Origin of the sequence: Shewanella aegiceratis (genome assembly GCF_019457495.1) — a bacterium.
Lineage (GTDB): Bacteria > Pseudomonadota > Gammaproteobacteria > Enterobacterales > Shewanellaceae > Shewanella > Shewanella loihica.
On sequence record NZ_CP080416.1, the window covers coordinates 1,762,415 to 1,785,146 of the forward strand.

Annotated in this window: 23 protein-coding genes; 15 read left to right on the top strand and 8 right to left on the bottom strand. The window is 52.9% G+C overall.

Annotated features, from left to right (window positions below; genetic code table 11):
- Positions 1-6: 6 nt before the first annotated feature.
- Positions 7-801, bottom strand: a complete 795-nt coding sequence (rluE, locus tag K0H80_RS07960; RefSeq protein ID WP_220073634.1) for a 23S rRNA pseudouridine(2457) synthase RluE — start codon at positions 799-801, stop codon at positions 7-9.
- A gap of 273 nt (positions 802-1,074) precedes the next feature.
- On the opposite strand from rluE, the gene K0H80_RS07965 reads away from it, so the two are divergent.
- Positions 1,075-3,294 carry an NADP-dependent isocitrate dehydrogenase gene (locus tag K0H80_RS07965; RefSeq protein ID WP_220073635.1) on the top strand — a complete coding sequence of 740 codons (2,220 nt, stop codon included), beginning with the start codon at positions 1,075-1,077 and terminating at the stop codon, positions 3,292-3,294.
- Between the two features lie 127 nt (positions 3,295-3,421).
- Here K0H80_RS07965 and cspD read toward each other — a convergent pair whose 3' ends face one another.
- Positions 3,422-3,628, bottom strand: coding sequence for a cold shock domain-containing protein CspD (cspD, locus tag K0H80_RS07970; protein ID WP_011865363.1), 207 nt, complete (start codon positions 3,626-3,628; stop codon positions 3,422-3,424).
- 244 nt (positions 3,629-3,872) lie between these two features.
- On the opposite strand from cspD, the gene clpS reads away from it, so the two are divergent.
- Both clpS and clpA read left to right on the top strand, forming a co-directional pair.
- Complete coding sequence (clpS, locus tag K0H80_RS07975; protein ID WP_011865364.1) at positions 3,873-4,181, top strand: ATP-dependent Clp protease adapter ClpS; 309 nt, start codon at positions 3,873-3,875, stop codon at positions 4,179-4,181.
- 35 nt (positions 4,182-4,216) lie between these two features.
- Positions 4,217-6,475, top strand: a complete 2,259-nt coding sequence (gene clpA, locus K0H80_RS07980; protein ID WP_011865365.1) for an ATP-dependent Clp protease ATP-binding subunit ClpA — start codon at positions 4,217-4,219, stop codon at positions 6,473-6,475.
- 155 nt (positions 6,476-6,630) lie between these two features.
- On the opposite strand, the gene infA is transcribed toward clpA, so the two are convergent.
- The 3 genes from infA to aat all read right to left on the bottom strand — a co-directional run bounded on the left by infA (position 6,631) and on the right by aat (position 8,384).
- On the bottom strand, positions 6,631-6,849 hold the full coding sequence (gene infA / locus K0H80_RS07985; RefSeq protein WP_011865366.1) for a translation initiation factor IF-1: 219 nt from the start codon (positions 6,847-6,849) through the stop codon (positions 6,631-6,633).
- Positions 6,850-6,979: 130 nt separating this feature from the next.
- The gene (locus tag K0H80_RS07990) at positions 6,980-7,684 is read right to left on the bottom strand and encodes an arginyltransferase (protein WP_220073636.1); all 705 of its coding nucleotides are present in this window, start codon (positions 7,682-7,684) and stop codon (positions 6,980-6,982) included.
- Positions 7,674-8,384 (bottom strand): leucyl/phenylalanyl-tRNA--protein transferase, encoded by a 711-nt coding sequence (gene aat, locus K0H80_RS07995; RefSeq protein WP_144198674.1) that lies wholly within the window; start codon positions 8,382-8,384, stop codon positions 7,674-7,676. The genes K0H80_RS07990 and aat overlap by 11 nt, the downstream gene beginning before the upstream one ends.
- A 52-nt stretch (positions 8,385-8,436) precedes the next feature.
- Here aat and K0H80_RS08000 point away from each other — a divergent pair, with 52 nt between their 5' ends.
- The gene (locus K0H80_RS08000) at positions 8,437-8,928 is read left to right on the top strand and encodes an outer membrane lipoprotein (RefSeq protein ID WP_220073637.1); all 492 of its coding nucleotides are present in this window, start codon (positions 8,437-8,439) and stop codon (positions 8,926-8,928) included.
- A gap of 112 nt (positions 8,929-9,040) precedes the next feature.
- On the opposite strand, the gene K0H80_RS08005 is transcribed toward K0H80_RS08000, so the two are convergent.
- Positions 9,041-9,400 carry a hypothetical protein gene (locus tag K0H80_RS08005; protein ID WP_220073638.1) on the bottom strand — a complete coding sequence of 120 codons (360 nt, stop codon included), beginning with the start codon at positions 9,398-9,400 and terminating at the stop codon, positions 9,041-9,043.
- Positions 9,401-9,611: 211 nt separating this feature from the next.
- On the opposite strand from K0H80_RS08005, the gene K0H80_RS08010 reads away from it, so the two are divergent.
- Complete coding sequence (locus K0H80_RS08010; protein ID WP_220073639.1) at positions 9,612-10,364, top strand: Nif3-like dinuclear metal center hexameric protein; 753 nt, start codon at positions 9,612-9,614, stop codon at positions 10,362-10,364.
- Positions 10,365-10,466: 102 nt separating this feature from the next.
- Here K0H80_RS08010 and metG read toward each other — a convergent pair whose 3' ends face one another.
- Positions 10,467-12,488 carry a methionine--tRNA ligase gene (metG, locus tag K0H80_RS08015; RefSeq protein ID WP_220073640.1) on the bottom strand — a complete coding sequence of 674 codons (2,022 nt, stop codon included), beginning with the start codon at positions 12,486-12,488 and terminating at the stop codon, positions 10,467-10,469.
- 159 nt (positions 12,489-12,647) lie between these two features.
- Between metG and apbC the strand changes: the two genes are divergently transcribed.
- The 9 genes from apbC to K0H80_RS08060 are packed head-to-tail and all read left to right on the top strand — an operon-like array spanning position 12,648 to position 19,584.
- The gene (gene apbC / locus K0H80_RS08020; RefSeq protein WP_220073641.1) at positions 12,648-13,760 is read left to right on the top strand and encodes an iron-sulfur cluster carrier protein ApbC; all 1,113 of its coding nucleotides are present in this window, start codon (positions 12,648-12,650) and stop codon (positions 13,758-13,760) included.
- 12 nt (positions 13,761-13,772) lie between these two features.
- Positions 13,773-14,408, top strand: coding sequence for a uridine kinase (udk, locus tag K0H80_RS08025; protein WP_011865374.1), 636 nt, complete (start codon positions 13,773-13,775; stop codon positions 14,406-14,408).
- Between the two features lie 27 nt (positions 14,409-14,435).
- Positions 14,436-15,020, top strand: coding sequence for a dCTP deaminase (dcd, locus tag K0H80_RS08030; RefSeq protein WP_220073642.1), 585 nt, complete (start codon positions 14,436-14,438; stop codon positions 15,018-15,020).
- Positions 15,020-15,853, top strand: a complete 834-nt coding sequence (pabC, locus tag K0H80_RS08035) for an aminodeoxychorismate lyase (protein ID WP_220073643.1) — start codon at positions 15,020-15,022, stop codon at positions 15,851-15,853. The genes dcd and pabC overlap by 1 nt, the downstream gene beginning before the upstream one ends.
- The gene (gene mltG, locus K0H80_RS08040; RefSeq protein WP_220073644.1) at positions 15,850-16,857 is read left to right on the top strand and encodes an endolytic transglycosylase MltG; all 1,008 of its coding nucleotides are present in this window, start codon (positions 15,850-15,852) and stop codon (positions 16,855-16,857) included. Before pabC ends, mltG begins: the two co-directional genes overlap by 4 nt.
- A complete protein-coding gene (gene tmk, locus K0H80_RS08045) occupies positions 16,854-17,486 on the top strand; it encodes a dTMP kinase (protein ID WP_220044905.1) in 633 nt (210 codons plus the stop codon). The genes mltG and tmk overlap by 4 nt, the downstream gene beginning before the upstream one ends.
- Positions 17,483-18,418: a DNA polymerase III subunit delta' gene (gene holB, locus K0H80_RS08050; RefSeq protein WP_434086641.1), complete on the top strand. Its 936-nt coding sequence runs from the start codon at positions 17,483-17,485 to the stop codon at positions 18,416-18,418. The genes tmk and holB overlap by 4 nt, the downstream gene beginning before the upstream one ends.
- A gap of 6 nt (positions 18,419-18,424) precedes the next feature.
- Positions 18,425-18,751: a PilZ domain-containing protein gene (locus K0H80_RS08055; protein ID WP_011865380.1), complete on the top strand. Its 327-nt coding sequence runs from the start codon at positions 18,425-18,427 to the stop codon at positions 18,749-18,751.
- 44 nt (positions 18,752-18,795) lie between these two features.
- Positions 18,796-19,584 (top strand): TatD family hydrolase, encoded by a 789-nt coding sequence (locus tag K0H80_RS08060; protein WP_220073645.1) that lies wholly within the window; start codon positions 18,796-18,798, stop codon positions 19,582-19,584.
- Between the two features lie 360 nt (positions 19,585-19,944).
- Here the strand turns inward: K0H80_RS08060 and rsmF are convergent, their stop codons facing one another.
- Positions 19,945-21,405 carry a 16S rRNA (cytosine(1407)-C(5))-methyltransferase RsmF gene (rsmF, locus tag K0H80_RS08065; protein WP_220073646.1) on the bottom strand — a complete coding sequence of 487 codons (1,461 nt, stop codon included), beginning with the start codon at positions 21,403-21,405 and terminating at the stop codon, positions 19,945-19,947.
- Between the two features lie 88 nt (positions 21,406-21,493).
- On the opposite strand from rsmF, the gene K0H80_RS08070 reads away from it, so the two are divergent.
- The gene (locus tag K0H80_RS08070; protein WP_220073647.1) at positions 21,494-22,720 is read left to right on the top strand and encodes a nucleoside recognition domain-containing protein; all 1,227 of its coding nucleotides are present in this window, start codon (positions 21,494-21,496) and stop codon (positions 22,718-22,720) included.
- Positions 22,721-22,732: the final 12 nt, after the last annotated feature.

Sequence of the window (22,732 nt, forward strand, 5' to 3'; positions counted from 1 at the left end):
ACCTCGTTAGGATTGGGGGAGCACCTTATATTCGCCATTTGCGATGCCATCCAGGCTCCATTGACCTATTTTATAACGAATCAGTCTTAGCGTTGGGTAACCCACATGGGCGGTCATGCGCCTGACCTGACGGTTGCGTCCCTCGCAGATGGTGATCGCCAGCCAGCTGGTGGGGATCTGTTTGCGCTCTCGCACCGGTGGGTTACGGGGCCAGACATCCGGCTCGGCGATACGCTCCACCTTGGCCGGCAGGGTCGGACCATCTTTGAGGGTGACGCCATCTCTTAGTGTCTGAATCGCCTCGTCGCTGGGAATGCCTTCGACCTGCACCCAGTAGGTCTTATCGGTTTTCTTCTTGGGCTCTGTGATGCGCGACTGCAGGTGGCCATCGTTGGTCAGTAGCAGCAAGCCTTCGCTGTCTCTGTCGAGCCTGCCGGCGGCGTAGACATCTTGAATCGGGATGAAATCCTTCAAGGTCTGACGACCCTGCTCATCGGTGAATTGACACAAGACATCGAAGGGCTTGTTAAACAGCACTATGACGGGGTTCTGCGGCCTTGGCTTTGGCTTAGGTTTGGACTTAGGCTTAGCTTTAAGCTTAGGTTTGTATTTGGCACCCTCTGCCGCGGTGGCGCCCACTCCTCGTATTGGCTGATAAGAATTGCCTTTGGATTTAGTGGCTGGGGCGTTGGTTTTCGCTCCCTGACGACGAGAAGCTAGCTTATTGGCGCTGGGTGTTTTTGGACTCACGAGGCAAACTTTTGGCTGAGTGTATGCTAATGCTGACATTGTACTGTGCATTCGCCATTAGTGGAATTTGAATATTGGCGTGAATGATTTATGATGTCGGCCAACTAAATGTGATCGATAGCAAAACGTGAACAGATTTTGAGATGTTAACCGCGCTTTGTTTTGCATTAAATCGGTTTAAGTGTCAGGGGAGAGCCCCAGGGCGTTCACCCTTACGATTTATCCTTTTCATGCCTCGCATTCGCCATCGTAAAATTATAATAATGACATCATAGTGGTTTGATTAATAAACGATTTATTTTACAAAAAACGTAGGAAGTAATAATGAACGACAATCCAACGATCATCTATACGGAGACAGATGAAGCTCCGGCTCTCGCGACCCTATCTCTGTTGCCTATTATCAAGCATTTTACCGCAGCCGCCGGAGTTGGCGTTGAGACACGCGACATCTCTTTATCTGGCCGTGTTATTGCCAATTTCCCTGAATTTTTAAAGCCAGAACAGCAGATCTCTGACGCGCTTGCCGAGCTGGGTGAGCTGGCCACTAAGCCAGAAGCAAACATCATCAAGCTGCCAAACATCAGCGCCTCGATTCCACAGCTAAAAGCTTGTATCAAAGAGCTGCAAGATAAGGGTTATGCACTGCCTAACTACCCTGATGAGCCGCAAGATGACGCAGAAGCTGATATCAAGGCGCGTTACGACAAGATCAAAGGTAGTGCCGTTAACCCAGTGCTGCGTGAAGGTAACTCAGACCGCCGCGCGCCGACTTCTGTAAAAAACTACGCCAAGAAGAACCCACACTCAATGGGTGCCTGGAGCAGCGATTCTAAGTCTCATGTAGCGCACATGGAAGCCGGCGATTTCTACGGTAGCGAGCAGTCGGTGACTGTTGCCGAGCCAAGCAGCATAGATATTCTGTTCGAAGGTAAAGATGGTAGCAGCAAGACACTCAAAGCTGGCCTTAAGTTACTGGCCGGTGAGGTGATTGACGCTTCGACCATGAGCAAGAAAGCTCTGGTTGCCTTCATGGAGCGCGAAATCGAAGCGGCTAAGGCCGAAGATGTATTGCTGTCTCTGCACCTTAAGGCGACCATGATGAAGGTCTCTGACCCTATCATGTTCGGTCACGCGGTTAAGGTGTTCTACAAGTCACTGTTTGAAAAGCATGGCCAGCTGTTTGAAGAGCTGGGCGTCGATGTTAACAACGGTTTCGGTGACGTCTATGCCAAGATAGCCAGCTTGCCAGCCGACAAGAAGGCCGAGATCGAAGCCGACATCGCCGCTATCTACGCCGAGCGTCCTGCCCTGGCTATGGTTGATTCAGACCGTGGTATCACCAACCTGCACGTGCCAAGCGATGTGATCATCGATGCCTCTATGCCTGCGGCGATTCGCTCTTCGGGTCAGATGTGGGGCCCAGATGGCAAGCTGAAAGACACTAAGGCGCTGATCCCAGATCGTTGCTACGCAGGTGTATACCAGGAAACTATCCAATTCTGTAAAGAAAATGGCGCCTTCGATCCAACCACCATGGGCAGCGTGCCAAACGTCGGCCTGATGGCGCAGAAGGCCGAAGAATATGGTAGCCATGACAAGACCTTCGAAATCGCCGCCGATGGTGTGGTCAAGGTTATCGATGCCGCCGGAAATCTGTTGATGTCTCACGACGTCGAAGCCGGTGATATCTGGAGAATGTGTCAGGTTAAAGACGCGCCTATCCGTGACTGGGTTAAGCTTGCCGTTAACCGTGCGCGTCTGTCATCTACGCCAGCCGTGTTCTGGTTAGACGAGAACCGTGCCCACGACGCACAACTAATTGCCAAGGTGAAGCAGTATCTGCCTGAGCATGATACCGATGGACTTGAGATCCACATCATGGCGCCTGTGGCGGCGACTCGCTTCTCACTGGAGCGCATCAAGCAAGGTCTGGATACCATCTCGGTAACCGGTAACGTGCTACGTGATTACCTCACCGATCTCTTCCCGATTCTTGAGCTGGGTACCAGCGCCAAGATGCTGTCAATCGTGCCGCTGATGAGTGGTGGTGGATTGTTCGAGACTGGTGCCGGCGGTAGTGCGCCTAAGCACGTTCAACAGGTGGAGAAAGAGGGTCACCTACGTTGGGATTCTCTGGGTGAGTTCCTGGCACTGGGCGCGTCACTCGAGCACCTGAGCCAGAACTACGGCAACCCTAAGGCGCAGGTATTGGCCGATGCGCTGGATAACGCTATCGGTAAGTTCCTCGATGAAAACCGTTCGCCTTCACGTCGTGTGGGTGAGCTGGATAACCGTGGTAGCCACTTCTACCTGGCGATGTACTGGGCACAGGCTCTGGCCGCACAGGATAGCGATGCTGAGCTAAAAGCGCAGTTCGCGCCACTTGCCGAAGCGCTCACCAATAACGAAGCTAAGATTGTTGCCGAGTTAAATGGTGCACAGGGCCCAGCGGTCAATTTAGGCGGTTACTATCGCCTGGATGCCGCTAAAGCGGAAGCGGCGATGCGTCCAAGTGCGACGTTGAATCAGCTGATAGGCTAATTTAGCCATATAATGAAAGAGGGCGCCACGGCGCCCTTTTTTATCGCTTCGATGGTGTCTGTTAGCGATTAAAAATCAGTAATAAAAAAGGCAGGGATAACCCTGCCTTTTTTGTTTTTTTGACCCACTATTTAGTGGGCGATATCGCTGACGCGTGCATCCCTTTAGGCCCCTGTTCCACCTCGAATTGGACTGATTGGCCTGCTTTTAGAGTTCGATAGCCTTCCATTTCAATGGTAGAATAGTGTGCGAAAACGTCTTCACCACCAGCTTCAGGGCAGATAAACCCGAATCCTTTGGCGTTGTTGAACCATTTCACAGTTCCGTTTGCCATACTTCCACTTCCTTCTGTTGTTTACTGACCAGTAAGATAGTAAAACTTATGAGGCGGGGTAAATTCACCGCTCGATGAACAGAATGAAACCAGTAAAAGCGGATGTCAAGACCAATTTAACAAAAAGGCAACATTTACGCTAAATTCGTCAGCAATTGGTTCTAATGGTCGGATGAGTAACAGGTTTATCCCGGGTGGTCAGCAACTTTTGGAAGAAGCCAAAACTAGAGGCTAATATTGAAATATGGGTAAAGTAGGTAATATTGAGCATATTGAAGAGCGCGCGGAAACTGAACTCATGCCGCCTTCGATGTACAAAGTGATCTTAAACAACGATGACTATACCCCGATGGACTTTGTCATCGAGGTGTTACAACTCTTTTTTAATAAAAATGAACAAGAAGCCACAGATATCATGTTGGCGATTCATCACCAAGGTAAGGGAATTTGCGGCGTTTTCCCTTTCGGCATTGCAGAAACCAAGGTCGCACAAGTAAATCAGTTTGCAAGACAAAACCAACATCCGTTACTGTGTTCATTAGAGAAAGCCTGAATATCGAAGTTTTGTGATTATTTTAGGGGGTGCTTATGTTAAATAAAGATTTAGAGGTCACCTTGAATCTGGCGTTCCAACAAGCCAGAGACGCGCGACACGAATACATGACCGTAGAGCATCTGCTATTGGCGTTAATCGATAATCCTGCGGCTCAAGAGGCGCTGCTCGCCTGCGGTGCAAACCTCGATAAGTTAAGAGAAGAGGTGTCGAGTTTCATCGAGCAGACCACACCTATCATCAGCGATCCCAACGACGACAGAGAAACCCAGCCTACCTTAGGTTTTCAGCGCGTGCTGCAGCGCGCCGTCTTTCATGTGCAATCCTCGGGTCGCAACGAAGTGACGGGTGCCAACGTCTTGGTGGCCATCTTCAGCGAGCAGGAGTCTCAGGCGGTTTATCTGCTGCGTAACGGTGAGATCACCCGTCTGGACGTGGTCAACTACATCTCCCACGGCGTGTCACGTGATGAGCTGGATAATGCTCAGGAACCCGAACAGATTGAAGATCACAGCGAATCGGAAGAGCGCAGCAAGCTGTCGCAATTTACCGCTAACCTCAACGAAGAGGCCCGCAAGGGCAATATCGATCCTCTGATCGGCCGCTCCGATGAGATAGAACGCTCGATTCAGATCCTCTGCCGGCGTCGCAAGAATAATCCACTATTGGTGGGTGAGGCTGGCGTTGGTAAGACGGCGATTGCCGAGGGGCTTGCCTATCGCATCGTCAACGACGAGGTTCCCGAGGTGATGGCTGATGCCACTGTCTACTCGCTGGATCTCGGCGCCTTGCTGGCGGGCACCAAATATCGTGGCGACTTTGAGAAGCGCTTTAAAAGCCTGCTCAAGGAGCTTTCGCAAGATAAACACGCCATCTTGTTCATCGATGAGATCCACACCATTATCGGCGCGGGAGCGGCATCTGGTGGCGTGATGGATGCGTCTAACTTGCTCAAACCGCTGCTCTCTAGCGGTCACCTGCGCTGCATGGGCTCGACCACCTTCCAGGAGTATCAGAGCATCTTCGAGAAAGATCGTGCCCTGGCCAGACGTTTCCAGAAGGTGGATATCAACGAGCCGTCTGTGGCAGAAACCACTAAGATCTTACAAGGCCTTAAGAGTAAGTATGAGGAGCACCACGGCGTGCGCTATACCATGGCGGCCTTGTCGGTGGCGGCGCGTCTGGCGGATAAGCATATCAACGACAGACATCTTCCCGATAAGGCGATCGATGTGATCGACGAGGCGGGCGCGCGCATGGCGATGCAGCCGGCGAGCAAGCGCAAGAAGACCATAGGTCAGGCGGAGATCGAGTCTATCATTGCTAAGATAGCGCGGATCCCAGAGAAGACGGTATCGGCCACCGATAAGGATATGCTGAAGAACCTTGAGCGTAATCTTAAGATGGTGGTGTTTGGCCAGGATAAGGCTATTGAAGCCTTAAGCTCGGCGATTCGCCTGTCACGCTCTGGCCTCAGCGGCGCCCACAAGCCTGTGGGTAGCTTCCTGTTTGCCGGTCCGACAGGTGTGGGTAAGACAGAGGTCACCAGTCAGCTGGCATCTTGTCTTAGCCTCAAGCTGGTGCGTTTCGATATGTCCGAATATATGGAGAGTCATACCGTGTCTCGCCTTATCGGTGCGCCGCCGGGCTATGTTGGCTATGATCAGGGGGGCTTGTTAACCGATGCGGTGATCAAGAACCCACATTGCGTGGTGCTGCTAGATGAGATCGAAAAGGCCCATCCCGATGTCTATAATCTGCTCCTGCAGGTGATGGACCACGGTACCCTGACCGACAATAACGGTCGCAAGGCGGATTTTAGACACGTGACCTTGGTGATGACCACCAACGCGGGCGTGCAGGAGACGGTGCGTAAATCCATCGGCTTCAAGCAGCAAGATCACAGCCAGGATGCTTTGTCTGAGATCAACCGCGTCTTCTCGCCCGAGTTCAGAAACCGCTTGGATGAGATCATCTGGTTCAACCATCTGGATATGACGGTCATCGCCAAGGTGGTCGACAAGTTCCTGGTCGAGCTGCAGGCGCAACTGGATGAGAAGTCTGTGGTGCTGGATGTGAGCGATGACGCCAGAACCTTACTGGCCGAGAAAGGCTATGATAAGGCGATGGGGGCACGGCCTATGGCCCGTGTGGTCACCGAGATGATCAAACGTCCACTTGCCGATGAGATCCTCTTTGGCAAGCTGGAGAAGGGCGGTGTGGCCCATGTGGATGTCGACGGTGATAAGCTGACCATCAAGATTGAGCAGTCGGAGCGGCTGACACAGGCGTAATACACTGACGTAAAAAAAAGGCTGCAGATGCAGCCTTTTTTCATGATTTGGACTATGTGTCAGATCCTGCGTAGGTGCCAGTCTCTGCCATTGTCGCTATCGATTAGGAACAAAAAAACCGGCACTGCCGGTTTTTATTATTCGTAAGCTAACGATTAGCGTGAACGGAAGACGATGCGCCCTTTGCTCAAATCATAAGGGGTCAGCTGAACTGTGACCTTATCACCCGTTAGAATACGGATGTAGTTTTTACGCATTTTGCCTGAGATATGGGCGATTACTACGTGACCATTCTCTAGCTCTACTCGAAACATTGTATTTGGCAAGGTTTCAAGAATAGTGCCTTGCATCTCAATGTTGTCTTCTTTCGCCATTAATCAGTTATCCTGTTAGCCTTCAAATATTAAAAACGGGCGTATCATGCCGCAAATTAGCGCTTCTGTAAAGAGGTGTTCGTTATCTGGGCAAATATCTGTTTGCTTTATTTTTTCTCATTAAGCGCGCTTATTCACTGAGTTGCCAACCATTTGCGGTCAATATCTCGTAGGGATGGTAGGCGGTCTTGTAATTCATCTTACGTGACTCATGGATCTGATAACCCAGGTAGACATGCGCCTTGTGCATCTGCCTCGCGAGATCGCACTGCAATAGAATCATCAAGGAGCCCAGAGAGCGTTTATCCAGCGCGGGGGCAAAGAAGCTGTAGATGGCCGACAGGCTGTTTGGCAACACGTCAGTGACCGCTACGCCTATCAGCTCACCTTCGAGCCGCAGTTCGAGCAGCTTTGGTGGATGCCAGCTGCACTGCACGAAATGATCATACTGTTCTCGCGAGGGGGGATACATGGGACCATCGTGGTGGCGCGCCTTGATGTACCTGTCATAGAGCGCGTAGTGCTCGTCGGTGCAGGTGTCGACCAAGTGCCAGTTAACATCTTGATTCTGTTTCAGGGTGCGTTTCTGCCGTCGTGACGGCGTAAAGAGTTCCACCGGAATACGTATCGGCAGGCAGGCCTGACAGTGGGGGCAATGTGGCTTATAAATAGTCTCGCCACTGCGGCGAAAACCTAAGGCCAAGAGCTTCTCAAACAGGGTGAGGTCGAGAGACTCCTCCTGCAGCACTAACAGTTGTTCCTGCTTGCCCGGCAGGTAGCTGCAGTCGAAGGTATGTGTCATACCCACCTGTATGGTGTCGGATCTAGAGTTCAATCTGCACCTCTTGTGGGTGCCAGGCGTCGCTGGCGACCTCGATATCGCGAAAACGCTTCAATAGGTTGATGAAATCCGCTCGCTTTAATGCCTTGGCACCCAGGGATGCCAGATGAGGATTCATGACCTGGGCGTCGATCAGCCGGTATCTGTGTGATAACAGGTGTTGGTGTAGCATTGCCATGGCTGCCTTGGAGGCATTGCTCTGCAGGTGAAACATGGACTCGCCGCAAAACACCTGGCCGATGGCCACCCCATAGAGGCCACCAATGAGCTTATCGCCGTCCCACACCTCAATCGAGTGGGCCTTGTTGTATTGGTGTAGCGCCTTATAGGCCTGCTGTATCTCTAAGGTGATCCAGGTCCCTTCCTTGCCTTGGCGGGTGAGGGCGCAGTGCTCGATCACGCTGTTAAAGGCGCGATTGACGCTGAAGCGCCACTGACGGCGTTTGATATCGCGCTTCAGGCTGCGACTGACCTTGAGTGAACCGGGCACAAACACGGCGCGGGGGTCGGGGGACCACCAAAGGATAGGGTCGTTTTCGTTAAACCAGGGGAAGATCCCCTCATAATAAGCGTTGAGCAGACGCTTGGGGTGTAGATCGCCGCCGATGGCCAAGAGTCCGTTTGGATCGGTTAGGGCAAACTCCGGCGAAGGGAACTTTGCCAGCTCATGATTTAAATAGGACAGTGAGTTCACAATTGAGTAAAATTAGTTATCGGCCTCTTTATAAGTTAGCGGAAAACCTCTTATGTTGAAACCTACCCCCCGCCTCTTTCGCTTTATTTGGTCAGTTTTTATCTTGCTTGCCAGCCTAGGGCTGAGTGCTGGTGTCAGTGCCGCCTACGAGCGTAATCAAGCCGTCCCTGTCGAGAAGGTAGAGTATGGTTATGTCACCTCGGTACGTAACATTACCCAGACGCAGTTAGTGGAAGATCGTAACCAGGGCTGGCGCACATTTGGCGGCGCCTTGATAGGTGGCGTCATAGGGCATCAGTTTGGTGGCGGTAGCGGTCAGGATGTTGCCACAATATTGGGAGCCCTCATTGGTGGCGGCATTGGCCATAATGCAGGCGGCGATTACTATCAGCAGTTGAAGCTGGTGGAGCTGATGATACGTTATGAAGATGGTCGGGAGGTAATGGTGATCCAGGACCTGGACCCCGGCATGATTTTCAACGTCGATGATGAGGTGCGCGTGGTCTACCTGCAGGGGGGCGTGCGAGTCGACCTGGCGATGTAGGCATCCTACTGTTATTCAACATAAAGCTAGTCGTATAAAAGCATTCAATAAAAAAGGAGCCATGGGGCTCCTTTTTTATGACGATACGTTCTTATAACGATAAGTGGCTTGTTTAGAAGCCGCGAGGAAGTTGTCCTTTACCCGCCAGCTTTGCACGCCAAAGCTCTTTCGGTGTCATGCCACCAGAGGTTGATTTGCTGGCTTTCGCCTCTGCCTTAGGCTTGGCTGCTTTTGCAGGTGCGGCTTTCTTAGGCGCAGCCTTAGGTTTTTCCGCTTTTTCAGGAGCCTTAGCTGCAGGAGCTTGCTCACCTTGTTCAGCCAACATGGCTTCTAAATCACTAAAACGAAGAGACTTACCACCATCGATCTTGTACCAGCTTCCTTTCTGCTCGATGGTAACGCTTTTACCCTGCGCCTTGCTCAATGCAGCCTCGAGTGTGCTGATCACCTCTTCTTTGGTCAACTTTGACATAGTATTAACCTATTTCTTTTAATGTGTAATTGAAGGTTTGGCCTAATTTTATAGCTGAAACGCCTGAATTGTCCAATTTTCACAGAAATTCAACGTATTTCTATGAACTGAGGCTCAGATATGGCTAAACTAGGCGCTATCGTCACGGTCATTCTTTCAGCCCTTGAGCGCTGGAACGACCAAAGTTATCTGATTCATATGAGGAGCTTAGATGAATCGTACAGCATTGACTCGATACCTCACGGAATTTCTGCAGGTAGGCAACTACAAGGACTATGCCCCTAACGGGTTACAGGTCGAGGGCAAGGAGCGAATTAAGACGATTGTCACCGGGGTGACCGCCTGTCAGGCATTGATCGACAAGGCGGTTGAGCTAAACGCCAATGCCTTACTGGTGCATCATGGCTTCTTCTGGAAGGGTGAGCCTGAGACCATTACCGGGATGAAGTTTCGCCGCATCAAGTCGCTGATTAACAATGATATCAACCTCTATGGATATCACCTGCCGCTCGATGGCCATCCTATGCTGGGGAACAACGCTGAGTTGGCGCGAGAGCTTGGGATCATAGATGCCGAGTCGGTGGAGGGGGTTGCCCAGGGGCTGGTGTGGCAGGGGCGTCTCGATGAGCCTATGGCGCCAAGTGCGTTTGCCGAGCACTTGGCGGGCGTTCTGGGCCGTCAGGCATTGCACTTAGGTGAGAGCGACAAGCCGATTCATCGCCTAGCCTGGTGCAGCGGCGGGGCGCAAGACTACATAGATATCGCCGTAGATTTGGGCGTCGATGCCTTTATCAGTGGCGAGGTGTCTGAGCGTACCTTCCATAGCGCAGTTGAGCAGGATATTCACTACTTTGCTGCGGGTCATCACGCCACGGAAAGGTTCGGCATCAAGGCATTGGGTGAACACCTGGCTAACGAGTTTGGCCTGACTCACCATTTTGTGGATATCGACAATCCGGTGTAACGAATCGATTGTGAAAGCTGACTCGAGTCGAGTATCTAAAAGAAAAGGCCGCTAGTTAGCGGCCTTTTTTGTGTCGTCTCGGTTGAGTCCCGAACAAGCGACTTATTTTACGCGCATGCCAGGTTGGGCACCTTCATGTGGCTCTAGGATCCACAGATCTTTCTTACCTGGCCCCGCAGCCAACACCATGCCTTCAGACATGCCGAAACGCATCTTGCGCGGCGCCAGGTTGGCCACCATCACGGTTAGCTTGCCTTCCAGATCTTCTGGTGCGTAGGCAGACTTGATGCCGGCAAACACCTGCTTAGTCTCGCCACCCAGGTCCAGCTGCAGCTTAAGCAGCTTGTTGGCCTCAGGCACATGCTCTGCCTTGGCGATACGGGCGATACGCAGATCTAACTTGGCGAAGTCGTCGAAGCTGATCTCTTCGCTGATAGGGTCGAGATCCAGCTGGCTCTTAGGCGCCTCGGCTACCTGTAGGTTTTCGGTAGACGCTTCGATAATGGCTTCGATGTTCTTCATCTCGACGCGCTGCATCAAGGCCTTGAACGGCGCGATTTCATGACCGCTGAGATCTCTTGCTAAGTCATCCCAGGTCAGTTCAAGTTTCAGGAAGGCTTCCACGTCCTGGGCCAGTTTTGGCAGCACAGGCTTGAGGTAGGTCACCAGGATGCGGAACAGGTTTAGCGCGTTGCTACATACCTGGTGGGCTTCCTCTTGCTTATCTTCCTCTTTCACCAGCTGCCATGGGGCGGCATCGGCGACAAAGGCGTTGGCGATATCGGCCAGGGCCATGATCTCACGCATCGCCTTACCAAATTCACGGGTCTCGTAAAACTCGGCGATGGCATCTGCCTTGGCGAGGAAGGTTTCAGTCAGGCTAGCGTCGGCAACCTTGGCTAGCTTGCCGTCGAAACGCTTGCTGATGAAGCCTGCGGTGCGAGAGGCGAGGTTAACCAGCTTACCCACGAGATCTGAGTTGACGCGTTGGGCAAAGTCTTCCAGGTTGAGGTCGAGATCGTCGATACGGCTGCTGAGCTTAGCCGCATAGTAGTAACGCAGGTACTCAGGATTTAAGTTATCCAGATAGGTTCTGGCCTTGATGAATGTGCCTTTAGACTTTGACATCTTGGCGCCATTTACTGTCACATAGCCGTGGGCATAGACGCTGTTTGGCTTACGGAATCCCGCGCCTTCTAGCATGGCAGGCCAGAACAGGCTATGGAAGTAGACGATATCTTTACCGATGAAGTGGTATACCTCGGCGGTTGAGTCTTTTGCCCAGAACTCGTCGAAGTTAAGGTCGCCGCGCTTGTTGCACAGGTTCTTGAACGAGCCCATGTAGCCGATAGGCGCATCGAGCCAGACGTAGAAGAATTTACCCGGTGCATCTGGGATCTCGAAGCCGAAGTAAGGTGCGTCACGGGTAATGTCCCACTGCTGCAGGCCTTGTTCGAACCACTCGCCCAGCTTGTTCGCCATCTCTTGTTGTAGCGAACCTGAACGGGTCCACTCTTTTAACATCTCTTCGAAGGCGGGCAGGTCGAAGAAGAAGTGCTCAGTTTCTTTCATCACAGGTGTGGCACCCGATACTGCCGATTTAGGATCGATTAGATCCGTTGGGCTGTAGGTCGCGCCGCAGCTGTCACAGTTGTCGCCATATTGATCCACAGACTTACACTTAGGGCAGGTGCCCTTAACGAAGCGGTCCGGCAGGAACATAGACTTTTCAGGATCGAACAGCTGAGAGATGGTCTTTGACTTGATATAGCCGCCATCGCGAAGCTTGAGATAGATCTCGCTCGCCAGCTCACGGTTCTCGTCGCTGTGGGTGCTGTGGAAATTATCGAACTGGATATTAAAGTCGGCAAAATCCTGCTGATGCTCTTTCTGTACCTGAGCGATCATCTCCTCTGGCGCCATGCCGAGCTGCTGCGCCTTAAGCATGATGGGCGTGCCGTGGGCATCGTCTGCACAGATATAGTGACATTCGTGGCCGCGTAGCTTTTGAAAACGCGCCCAGATATCGGTTTGAATATATTCAAGCATGTGACCTAAATGAATGGGGCCATTGGCGTACGGAAGTGCGCTGGTCACGAGAATTTTACGTTGTGAAGTTGCCATCTTGTCTCAAAATCAGTAAGTGCCCAAAAAGAATGGCATAGATACTAACCGATCATCGCTAAAGTTTCATCAAAAGCTGCTTTAAGTGAACTAAATCTATCCGAATATGAGGAGTTTTTCTGATACACTTAGCCAAATTTATTTTTGGAGGTAGTCGTTTTGTCTTCAGCGTCTCAGAATTATCATCTCAGCGATGATCTGCTCGGTCCGGTTTTGGCTATTTTAGATGCCCATCAAGACCCCTATTTAATGCAAGGTCTGGTGAGCGCAGGTTGCGTGACCAAGCTGGATATTGAAGGCAAGCGATTGCAGCTAGGGCTGTGTTATCCCTACCCCTGTCAGAGCCAGTATCGCGATACCGTCATGGCGATCACCAATAAGCTGGCGGTGCTCGATGCCATCGATGAAGTTGAGTGCGAAATCGATTTCCAGCCAGCGGTGATTTCGGCCGGTGCGGTCGAGCCGCTACCAAACGTCAAACAGGTAATTGCCGTTGCCTCGGGTAAGGGCGGTGTGGGTAAGTCGACCACCTCGGTCAACCTGGCGCTGGCACTAGCGGCCGAAGGCGCCAAGGTGGGGATTCTCGATGCCGATATCTATGGCCCCTCGATTCCGCTCATGTTGGGCGTACCCAACTTTAACCCTGTCTCACCCGACGGCAAGATGATGACCGCCGCCGAGGCTCACGGTATCGCCGCTCAATCTATCGGCTTTATCGTCAGTGGTGATGAGGCCGCCGTTTGGCGCGGCCCTATGGCGGCTGGCGCATTGGCGCAGCTGCTTAATGAGACCCTGTGGCCCGAGCTGGATTACCTGGTGATCGACATGCCACCAGGTACCGGCGACATTCAGCTGACCCTGTCACAGAAGGTGCCGGTTAGCGGCGCCGTGGTGGTCACCACCCCGCAAGATATCGCCTTGGCCGATGCCAAGAAGGGGATCAGCATGTTCCAGAAGGTGAATATTCCTGTGCTGGGTATTGTCGAGAACATGAGTTTCCATATCTGTAGCGATTGTGGTCATAAGGAGCACCTCTTTGGTGAAGATGGCGGCCTTAAGATGGCAGCACGTTACAATGTACCGCTTTTGGGGCAGCTACCGCTGCAACTGAATATCCGCGAGGATGTGGATAAAGGCACGCCGACCGTGGTGACGGATGGCGAGAGCCAGGTGGCCTTGTTGTATAAGGAGATCGCCAGAAAGGTGGGGGCACAACTCGCCCTGAGCCAGACACAGAGTGTCGTATCTATTTCAATTTCAGATGATGAGTAAGGTTTACAAAGCATGAATTCGCAATGTGTCATAATTGGTATCGCAGGGGCATCGGCATCGGGTAAGAGCCTAATCGCGAAGACGATTTTCGAGGAGCTATGCCGTGATCTGGGCACAGATCAGATAGGGGTTATCGCCGAGGATGCCTACTATAAGGATCAGGGTCATCTGTCGATGGATCAGCGTGTCCTAACCAATTACGATCACCCAAAGGCGCTGGATCATCAGCTGCTGTGTGAACACCTTAGCGCCCTGAAAAATGGCGAGGCGGTGGAGATCCCTCAATACAGCTATACCGAACATACCCGTATGGCCGAGACAGTCACCATGACACCTAAGAAGGTGATCATCCTCGAGGGGATCTTGCTACTGACAGATCCTAACCTGCGCGAGCAGATGGATGCCAGCGTCTTCATGGACACGCCACTGGACATCTGCTTCATGCGCCGCCTGACCCGCGATGTGGCCGAGCGTGGCCGTACCATGGAGTCTGTGATGCAGCAGTACACTCAGACAGTGCGTCCTATGTTCCTGCAATTTATCGATCCTTCTAAGCAATATGCCGATATTATCGTGCCGCGTGGTGGTAAAAACCGCATCGCAACCGATATATTAAAGGCTAGAATTCAACATCTTTTAGCAAAATAGTCGTTTGATATGGGGAGTTAGGCTGGGATGCGTTTAACGGATTTAGAGATAGCAGCATGTATAGAGGAGGGGAGTATTGTCATCGATCCCCGTCCCGATGCTGAGGCCATCAGTGGCGTCAGTGTCGATGTGAAACTCGGTAATCAGTTCCGCGTATTTCAAGATCATACGGCCCCCTATATCGATCTCAGTGGCCCCAGCAGCGAGGTGCAGGCGGCCCTGGATCGCGTGATGAGCGATAAGATAGTGATCCCCGAAGGGGAAGCCTTTTTCCTCCATCCCGGCGAGCTCGCACTGGCCGTCACCCATGAGAGTCTCACCCTGCCCGCCGATATCGTCGGCTGGTTGGATGGCCGCTCCTCTTTGGCACGGTTAGGGCTCATGGTGCATGTCACGGCCCATCGCATCGATCCCGGTTGGCAGGGAAAGATAGTGCTGGAGTTCTACAACAGCGGCAAGCTTCCCCTGGCCTTGAAGCCCATGATGACCATAGGTGCCCTCAACTTCGAGCGTCTAAGCTCGCCAGTGGCGCGCCCCTACAATAAGCGCAAGAGTGCTAAATACAGGGATCAGCAAGAAGCCGTTGCCAGCCGGATCAGTCAGGACAAATGATGTCGCAGACTATCTGGGTAAACGGTGAACAAGCAGCAAGTGTTTCGGCGTTCGACAGGGGACTGGCCTACGGCGATGGCCTGTTTGCCACCATGCGCTGTCGAGGCGCTGAGGTACTCTTTATCGAGAGCCATCTGCTTCGTTTGGCCCAAGGGGCTCATCGACTTGGATTCCCGCTGCCAGATGCTGCTGCGCTGAGCGAGCAAATAACAAAGGCCTGTGAGCAGGGCGCCAAACACTTTACCCAAGATTATTGCCTCAAGTTACTCGTAAGCCGTGGCACTGGCGGACGCGGTTATATGCCGCCGCAAACGCCCACGCCAACTTGTGTGTTGTCGCTGCATGAGATCCCCGCGCATTACCGTCAGTGGCAAGCTGCTGGCATCAAGTTGCAACTAAGTCCGGTGACACTCGGTCAGCAGCCACTGTTGGCGGGCATCAAACACCTTAATCGTCTCGAGCAGGTGCTGATCCGTACACACAAGTTAGATGACGGATTCGATGATTGGCTGGTCTGCGACACGGCCGGCAACATTATCGAGGCCTCCATGGCCAACCTCTTCTTTATAAAGGGTCACACCGTATTTACGCCGAGTCTGGATCAGGCTGGGGTGGCTGGTGTGATGCGTGAGCAGTTGCTGCTCTGGTTTGTCGAGGCCGGGTTTACTCTCGAGGTGCGCCGCGTCTCGCCCAATGAACTCGCAGATTTTGACCATGTTCTGGCCAGCAACAGCCTGTTTGGCGCTGTGCCTGTGAATGGCATAGCTAAGCACTCATTCAGCCATAGCCCTCTGCTAACCCAATTGCTACACGATCTAAAAATAATATTATGAAAAAACTGATCATAGGCGTGCTGACCGCACTCTTTAGCCTGTTAACCTTGAGCGCGATTGGCCTATATTGGGTCTATCAGAGCGTGGTGAGTTATGGCCAGATGCCGCTTAAGCTCGATGTCCCCGTCGAGTTTGAGGTGGCGCGTGGTACCTCCTTTTCACAGATGGCGAACGCCTTGGCACAAACCGGCGCCGTGGATGAGCTTTGGAAGCTTAAGCTGCTGGTTAAGCTGCGCCCCGAGCTTGCCAAGATCCGCAGCGGTCTGTATCAACTTTCTCCCAATGACACTGTGGTCGAGCTGCTCGAAAAGCTACGTCAGGGCAAGGAGATGGTCTTTACCGTGACCCTAGTCGAAGGGCAGAGCATCAAAGAGTGGCGCGAGCAGCTCAAGCAATTGCCGCGCCTGAAGTGGCAGGAGGGCGCCTTCCTGGAGGTGCTTGAGGATAATGGCGATGAGTCTAAGCTGCCCGAGGGCAAGTTTTATCCCGACACCTACCATTATGGCAATGGTGATTCGGTTAAGGTGATTCTGCAGCAGAGCTATCAGAAGATGCAGCAGGAGCTAGACAGGGCCTGGCAGGAGCGCGACCAGAGCATACCGCTAAAGAGTCCCTATGAGCTGCTGACCATGGCATCGATTATCGAAAAAGAGACGGGTAAGGCCAGCGAGCGTCCCTGGATCTCGGCGGTCTTTACTAATAGATTGCGTAAGGGAATGCGTCTACAGACAGATCCTACTGTGATCTATGGCATGGGTGAGCGTTACCAGGGCAATATTACCCGCAAAGACCTGCGTGAGCAGACGCCCTACAACACCTATCGTATTCATGGCCTGACGCCGACGCCCATAGCCGCGCCGAGCGGGGCATCCCTGATGGCGGCGGCGCGTCCGGCCGATGTCGACTACCTCTACTTCGTGTCGAAGAATGACGGCAGCCATATATTTTCTAAAACATTAACCGAGCACAACCGTGCTGTAGATAAGTATCAGAGAAATCGATGAAGCAAAACAGCGCGAAATTTATCGTTATCGAAGGATTGGAAGGGGCAGGCAAGTCGAGTGCCATCGCCCTGGTGAGAGATTTTATCGAGAAACACAATGGTGTTCCGCCCGTGTGTACCCGTGAGCCAGGCGGCACGCCGCTGGCAGAGCGCATAAGGGATCTGGTAAAGATTGCCGACCCTAACGATCCCCTATGTGATGAGTCAGAGTGTTTGCTCATCTATGCCGCCAGGGCGCAGCTGGTGGCAAATGTGATAAAACCGGCTTTGGCTCAGGGTAACTGGGTGTTGGGCGATCGTCACAACCTCTCATCTCTGGCCTACCAAGGGGGCGGGCGTCAACTCATGCCGCTGGTCGAGGCGGTGAGTAACGCGACCCTGAAAGATTTTAAGCCCGATCTGACCCTATACTTGGATATCGATCCTCAGCTTGGCTTGCAGCGCGCCAGAGACAGGGGCGCCCTGGATAGAATCGAGCAGCAGGCGCTGAGTTTCTTCGAACGTGCCAGGGCAACTTATTTGCAGCTGGCGGCGCGCGACGAGTCAATCGTGGTGATCGATGCCAGCCAGACGATGGCGCAGGTGCATAAAGAGATCTTAGCCGTGTTGCAACGACAAGACTGGTCATGACAATTGCGGAGTCTATGATGGATCTACCTTGGTTAACCCCGGCTCGTGAGGCTTTCTGTAGTCAGCTGATATCTGGCCAGCAGGGCCATGCCTATCTGTTGGGGATCCACCAAGGCTACGGCGGCATGCAACTTGCCAACACCTTGGCCCAGGCCAGCTTGTGTATGGCGCCGAGGGCCAATGGCGCCTGCGGCGTCTGTAAGAGCTGTCAGCTGTTTATCGCCGGTAACCATCCAGATTGTTATCAGCTGCAGGCCGACGGCAATCAGATCAAGGTAGATCAAGTCAGGGAGCTGTGTCAGAAGTTGACCGCCACCGCCCAGCAAGGGGGCAGACGGGTTGCTGTGATTAAAAACTGTGAGCGACTTAATACCGCGGCGGCCAACGCCCTGTTGAAGACCCTGGAAGAGCCGGGCAGAGAGACTCTCTTGTTGCTCCAGAGTGATACCCCGAGTCGTTTGATGGCAACCATCAGCAGTCGTTGTCAGCGCCTGCATTGCCAGCTGCCGAGTCGCGAGACGGTGCAGGAGTGGCTGGCGGCGCAGTTTAACCTAACGAGTGATGTGACCTGGTGTCTGCCGGTTGTCGGCGGCCCTGTCGATCTGCTCACCGCCTTAAATGATGGTCGCTACGAAGCCTTGATCGGCCTCAGAAAAGCCTGGGTTCAAAGTTTGTCGTCTGGGCACCTGTGTGCTAACTTAACTAATATAGATGAAAAGCAAGTTTCTGATGCACTTAAGGTTTTGTATGTTGTCCTGCGACAAAAACTGGTGAAGCAGAAAAATGCTGATGCATTAATTAACATCAAGATAACAAAATTTGCAGCCAAGGTTATGGAGACGTATCATAGCCTGAGTATGATGCCTAATGTGAATTTTATGGCCGTTTTTCAGGCGTTTATCTTAGAGTATCAGTCGCTAACAACAAGTTAAAATAATATGGTCGATCTCGTGGTTAATTTTGATACATTACATCAGCTATATAGAGCCTACATGCCCTTCATACAGCCCGCGGGCCTGTTTGTGGCGACTACCGAAAGTCATTATCTGGGGCAGGAGCTCACCATCGCCTACCAGTTACCGGGCTCGACCGTGCGTCATGAGTTTCAGGGCCTGGTGGTGTGGATCAATCCTCTGGGCGCATCCGGTGGCCGACCAGCGGGGATTGGGGTGAAGATCATCACCGACGCCCAGACCCACAAACATCATATCGAAAACCTACTTTCCCGCGAACTCGCCTCAGGCGATTTGACCTGTACCATGTAGATAGCTATCCTTTGGCTCCTTTTGTAGTGACTTAGGATTTTTGCGTGCTTATCGATTCCCATTGCCATCTCGATCGCCTTAAGGCGGCGCCCGATCAAGATTCATTGAAGACCTTGCTGACTCAAGCCAAGGAGCGTGGCGTGGAGTATTTCCTGTGCGTCAATGTGCGCCAGCAAGGTTTTGCCTCTATGCAGGCGAAAATGGCAGCCTTCGACCAGGTGTTCCTGTCGGCGGGCGTGCATCCGCTGGATGTGCAGGAGGGGCTGGATACGGCGCAGCTACACAGCTATCTGCAAGATCCTAAGGTGGTCGCCATCGGTGAGACAGGCCTGGATTATTACTACTCGGGCGAGACCAAGACGCTACAACAGCAATGTTTCGAGCAGCAGATCGCCCTGGCGGTCGAGGTAGATAAGCCGTTGATCGTCCACACCCGCGATGCCCGTGAAGATACCATCGCCATGCTGAAAGCAGGTAAAGCGGACAAGGTAGGCGGTGTGCTGCACTGCTTCACCGAGAATTGGGAGATGGCCAAGGCAGCCATCGACTTGGGCTTCTATATCTCAGTCTCTGGCATAGTGACCTTTAAGAATGCCGGTGAGCTGCGCTCTGTGATCCGCAAGGTGCCAAAGGACAGACTTCTGGTGGAAACCGATGCGCCGTATCTTGCGCCCGTGCCTCATCGCGGCGAAGAGAACCAACCTGCGTTTGTTCGGGATGTGGCGGAGTTTGTGGCCGAGCTGCGCGGCGAGAAGTATGAAGAACTGGCAGAGTATACCGGTGATAACTTCTTCAGGCTGTTCAAAGACGCGGCTAAGTTAGTGAAAGCCTAGTGGCTGTTGAGTGATATAGGTTCACAGTATTTGGCATTTATAGCGTATTTAGCATATTTGGCGGCATTGAGAAGTGTTGCTGAGCAAAGCGTTTAAGAAAGGCTGCGAAGAATAGGCTTATCTAACAAGCCAAGAGAAGCAGATAAAAAAAGACCCAAAACTATTCCAATTGTTCTGGGTCTAGGGGAATGGCTCTTTGCAGAGCCGTGCGCTACTGTTTGAGATTGCCTCGAATTTCATCTCAGGCTTTTAGTGTAGTCAAACTCTACCTCACTGCCGGGCTCGTCTAGGCAAATCTCAGATTAAAATGTAACAAAATGTTAATGCATGGCCGCTGACGTTAATTCAGTGGCTTTTGCTTTATTCTGCGACAGTAGCTTGCTGATCCACTGCCATCGCCGAAGAAGAGCAGATTTTATCCCGCACCAGGTCTCTGGGCAGGCTGTTTTTAAGTTTATTGCCCAGATGTTTCACCAGGCCTAAGTGGGCGCCCTGGTAGCTGACCAACCGCTCGCCTTGGGGCTTCTCTTTGGTGGCTAAGGCGATATCACGTCCCATCAGGTATTGAATCGCCTGAGCCTCATCAAGGGGGATCCCTCGTGACCTGTCGGCCAGCGCCATGACGGCCTCGTGTCTAGGCTTAAAGCCTTTCTTCAGGGCGTCGGCCAGCTTAAGACCGATCCGCTGAAAACGGATCTTGCCGATGAGCGGCTCGACATTAGTCGGGAACAGCCAAAACTCATCGTCTCTTTGCATCAAAATCCCCTGACCATCGAGCTTGATGCCAAAGCAGGTATCGAAGTAGTCCCAGAGGGCCTGGCGAGACTTCTTGTCTATTGGGGCAAAGGGAAAGTTTTTCTGTTTGCGTGGCTCCTCGCTGTTTCTTGGCACGGCGGCGAGCTTGGTTAGCTTGGCGATGAAGAAGCCTTCGCTGTCGAAGATCTGTGGCCAGACATGGAGGAAGCCTTCACTAGTGCATGCCTTTTCGGCGCCGGGGAAGAGCTCGGCAAGGGATTCAAACTGCACCGCATCGCCATAGGTGGCCTTGAGGTGCAAACAGACGTCCTGATTTTCGCGGCGGTTGAGGGTGCAGGTGGAATAAACCAGGCTGCCACCGGGCTTGAGGGCCAGAAAGGCAGACTCGATCAGGTCGCGCTGCACGCTGGCAATAGCCTCTATCTCACCCTCGTCCCAATGTTTGAGGGCGTCAGGGTCTTTGCGCACAGTACCTTCACCGCCGCAGGGGGCGTCGAGCAGTATGGCGTCGAAGCTCTCGAACAGATACTCGCCAAACACTCTGGCGTCGAAGTGGGTGAGGGCGAGATTACTGGCGCCCATGCGCTGCACGTTGGCGTGTAGCACCTTGACCCGGCTGGAGGAGTATTCGTTGGCGACCAACAAGCCTTGATTGTTCATCATGGCGGCCAGCTGAGTGGTCTTAGAACCCGGTGCCGAGGCCATGTCCAGCAGGGTGAGGGAGGTCGCATCTTCTATCGGCTCGGGAAACAGCGCCTTAGGCGGCAGCATTGAGCTGGCCTCCTGAATATAAAACAGCCCCTGAATATGCTCTACCGTGTTACCCAGCTGCACCGAGTCATCCACCTTGACCCAGAAGCCGTCCTCGCACCAGGGTACAGGTTCAAACTGCCAACCTTTGGCACTCATCATGGTGATAAAGTCAGCAGTCGTTATCTTGAGGGTGTTGACCCTGATGGAGGGACGTAAAGGCTTGGCGCAATAGCTGATAAATTCATCCATCGAGAGATGATCCGGCATATCTTTCGCTATGCTATTGATAAAATTTTGATTTAGTTGAACCATAGGTAACAGAATAGAGATATCGTTAGTCGCCAGTATATCACATCCATTATCGTGCCTTGAGCAAAGCTTGGGGTGAAAGGAGTCTCGGGTGTTAAATCGCGTTTGGTTTGCCTTTTTTGTCGCCGCCTTAGTCGCAATCGCCATCAGTCTGTTTCAAGGGCAGTGGCAGATCCTCTCGGCAGTGGTCGATGCCCTGTTTGCCAGTGCCAAATTAGCCGCCGAAATTGCTTTGGGGTTGATAGGCGTGCTTTCCCTATGGATGGGCTTGATGCGAGTGGGAGAGAAGGCGGGTGTGGTAGGCCTCTTTGCGCGCCTGTTTGAGCCTTTACTCAGCCGTTTGATGCCAGAGGTGCCCAGGGGACACCCCGCCTTTGGCAGCGTCACCATGAACCTGACCGCCAATGTGCTGGGGCTAGATAATGCCGCCACGCCGCTAGGCCTCAAGGCGATGCAGGATCTGCAGAGCCTGAATCCGGTGAAGAGTGTGGCTACCAACGCGCAGATCCTTTTTTTGGTACTCAACACCTCTTCGGTCACCTTAGTGCCGGTCACCGTCTTTCTCTACCGCGCCCAGCAAGGCGCCGAGTCGCCGGCGGATATCTTTCTGCCTATCTTGCTGGCGACCACGGCCTCGACTCTGGTGGGGGTATTAGTTGTGGCCATCTATCAGCGTATCTCACTGCTTAATAGTGTCCTGCTGGGATATGGGGCCTTGATGCTGGCGGCGGTATCTGCGCTGGTGTTTTATCTGGGCACCTTGACGGTGTCTGCCATAGGTGATTTTTCGACGGTGCTTGGCAACGGCATATTAGTGCTGCTGATCTTCAGCTTCATTCTGGTGGCTGGGATGCGTAAGGTGGCCGTGTATGATGAGTTTGTCGGCGGCGCCAAGGAGGGCTTTACTCAGGCGGTGCAGCTGATCCCTTATCTGCTTGCCATGCTACTGGCCATCGCCTTGCTGCGCGCCTCGGGCGCGCTCGATTACTTGCTTGGAGTGATCGCTGCCTTGGTGAATCTCGTCGGTGGAGATACCCGGTTTGTCGATGCTTTGCCAACCGCCTTGATGAAACCCTTCAGCGGCTCGGGCGCGCGAGCCATGATGCTGGAGACGATGCAGCATTATGGGGTCGACTCTTTTGCCGGTCGCTTAGCGGCCGTGGTGCAGGGGAGCACCGAGACCACCTTCTATGTGCTAGCGGTCTACTTCGGCGCCGTGGGGATACGTAATGGTCGTCATGCCCTGGTGTGCGGCTTAAGCGCGGACTTTGCCGGGATCTGCGCCGCGATCTGGGTTTGCTATCAGTTTTATGGTTGATCGGCGTATGCA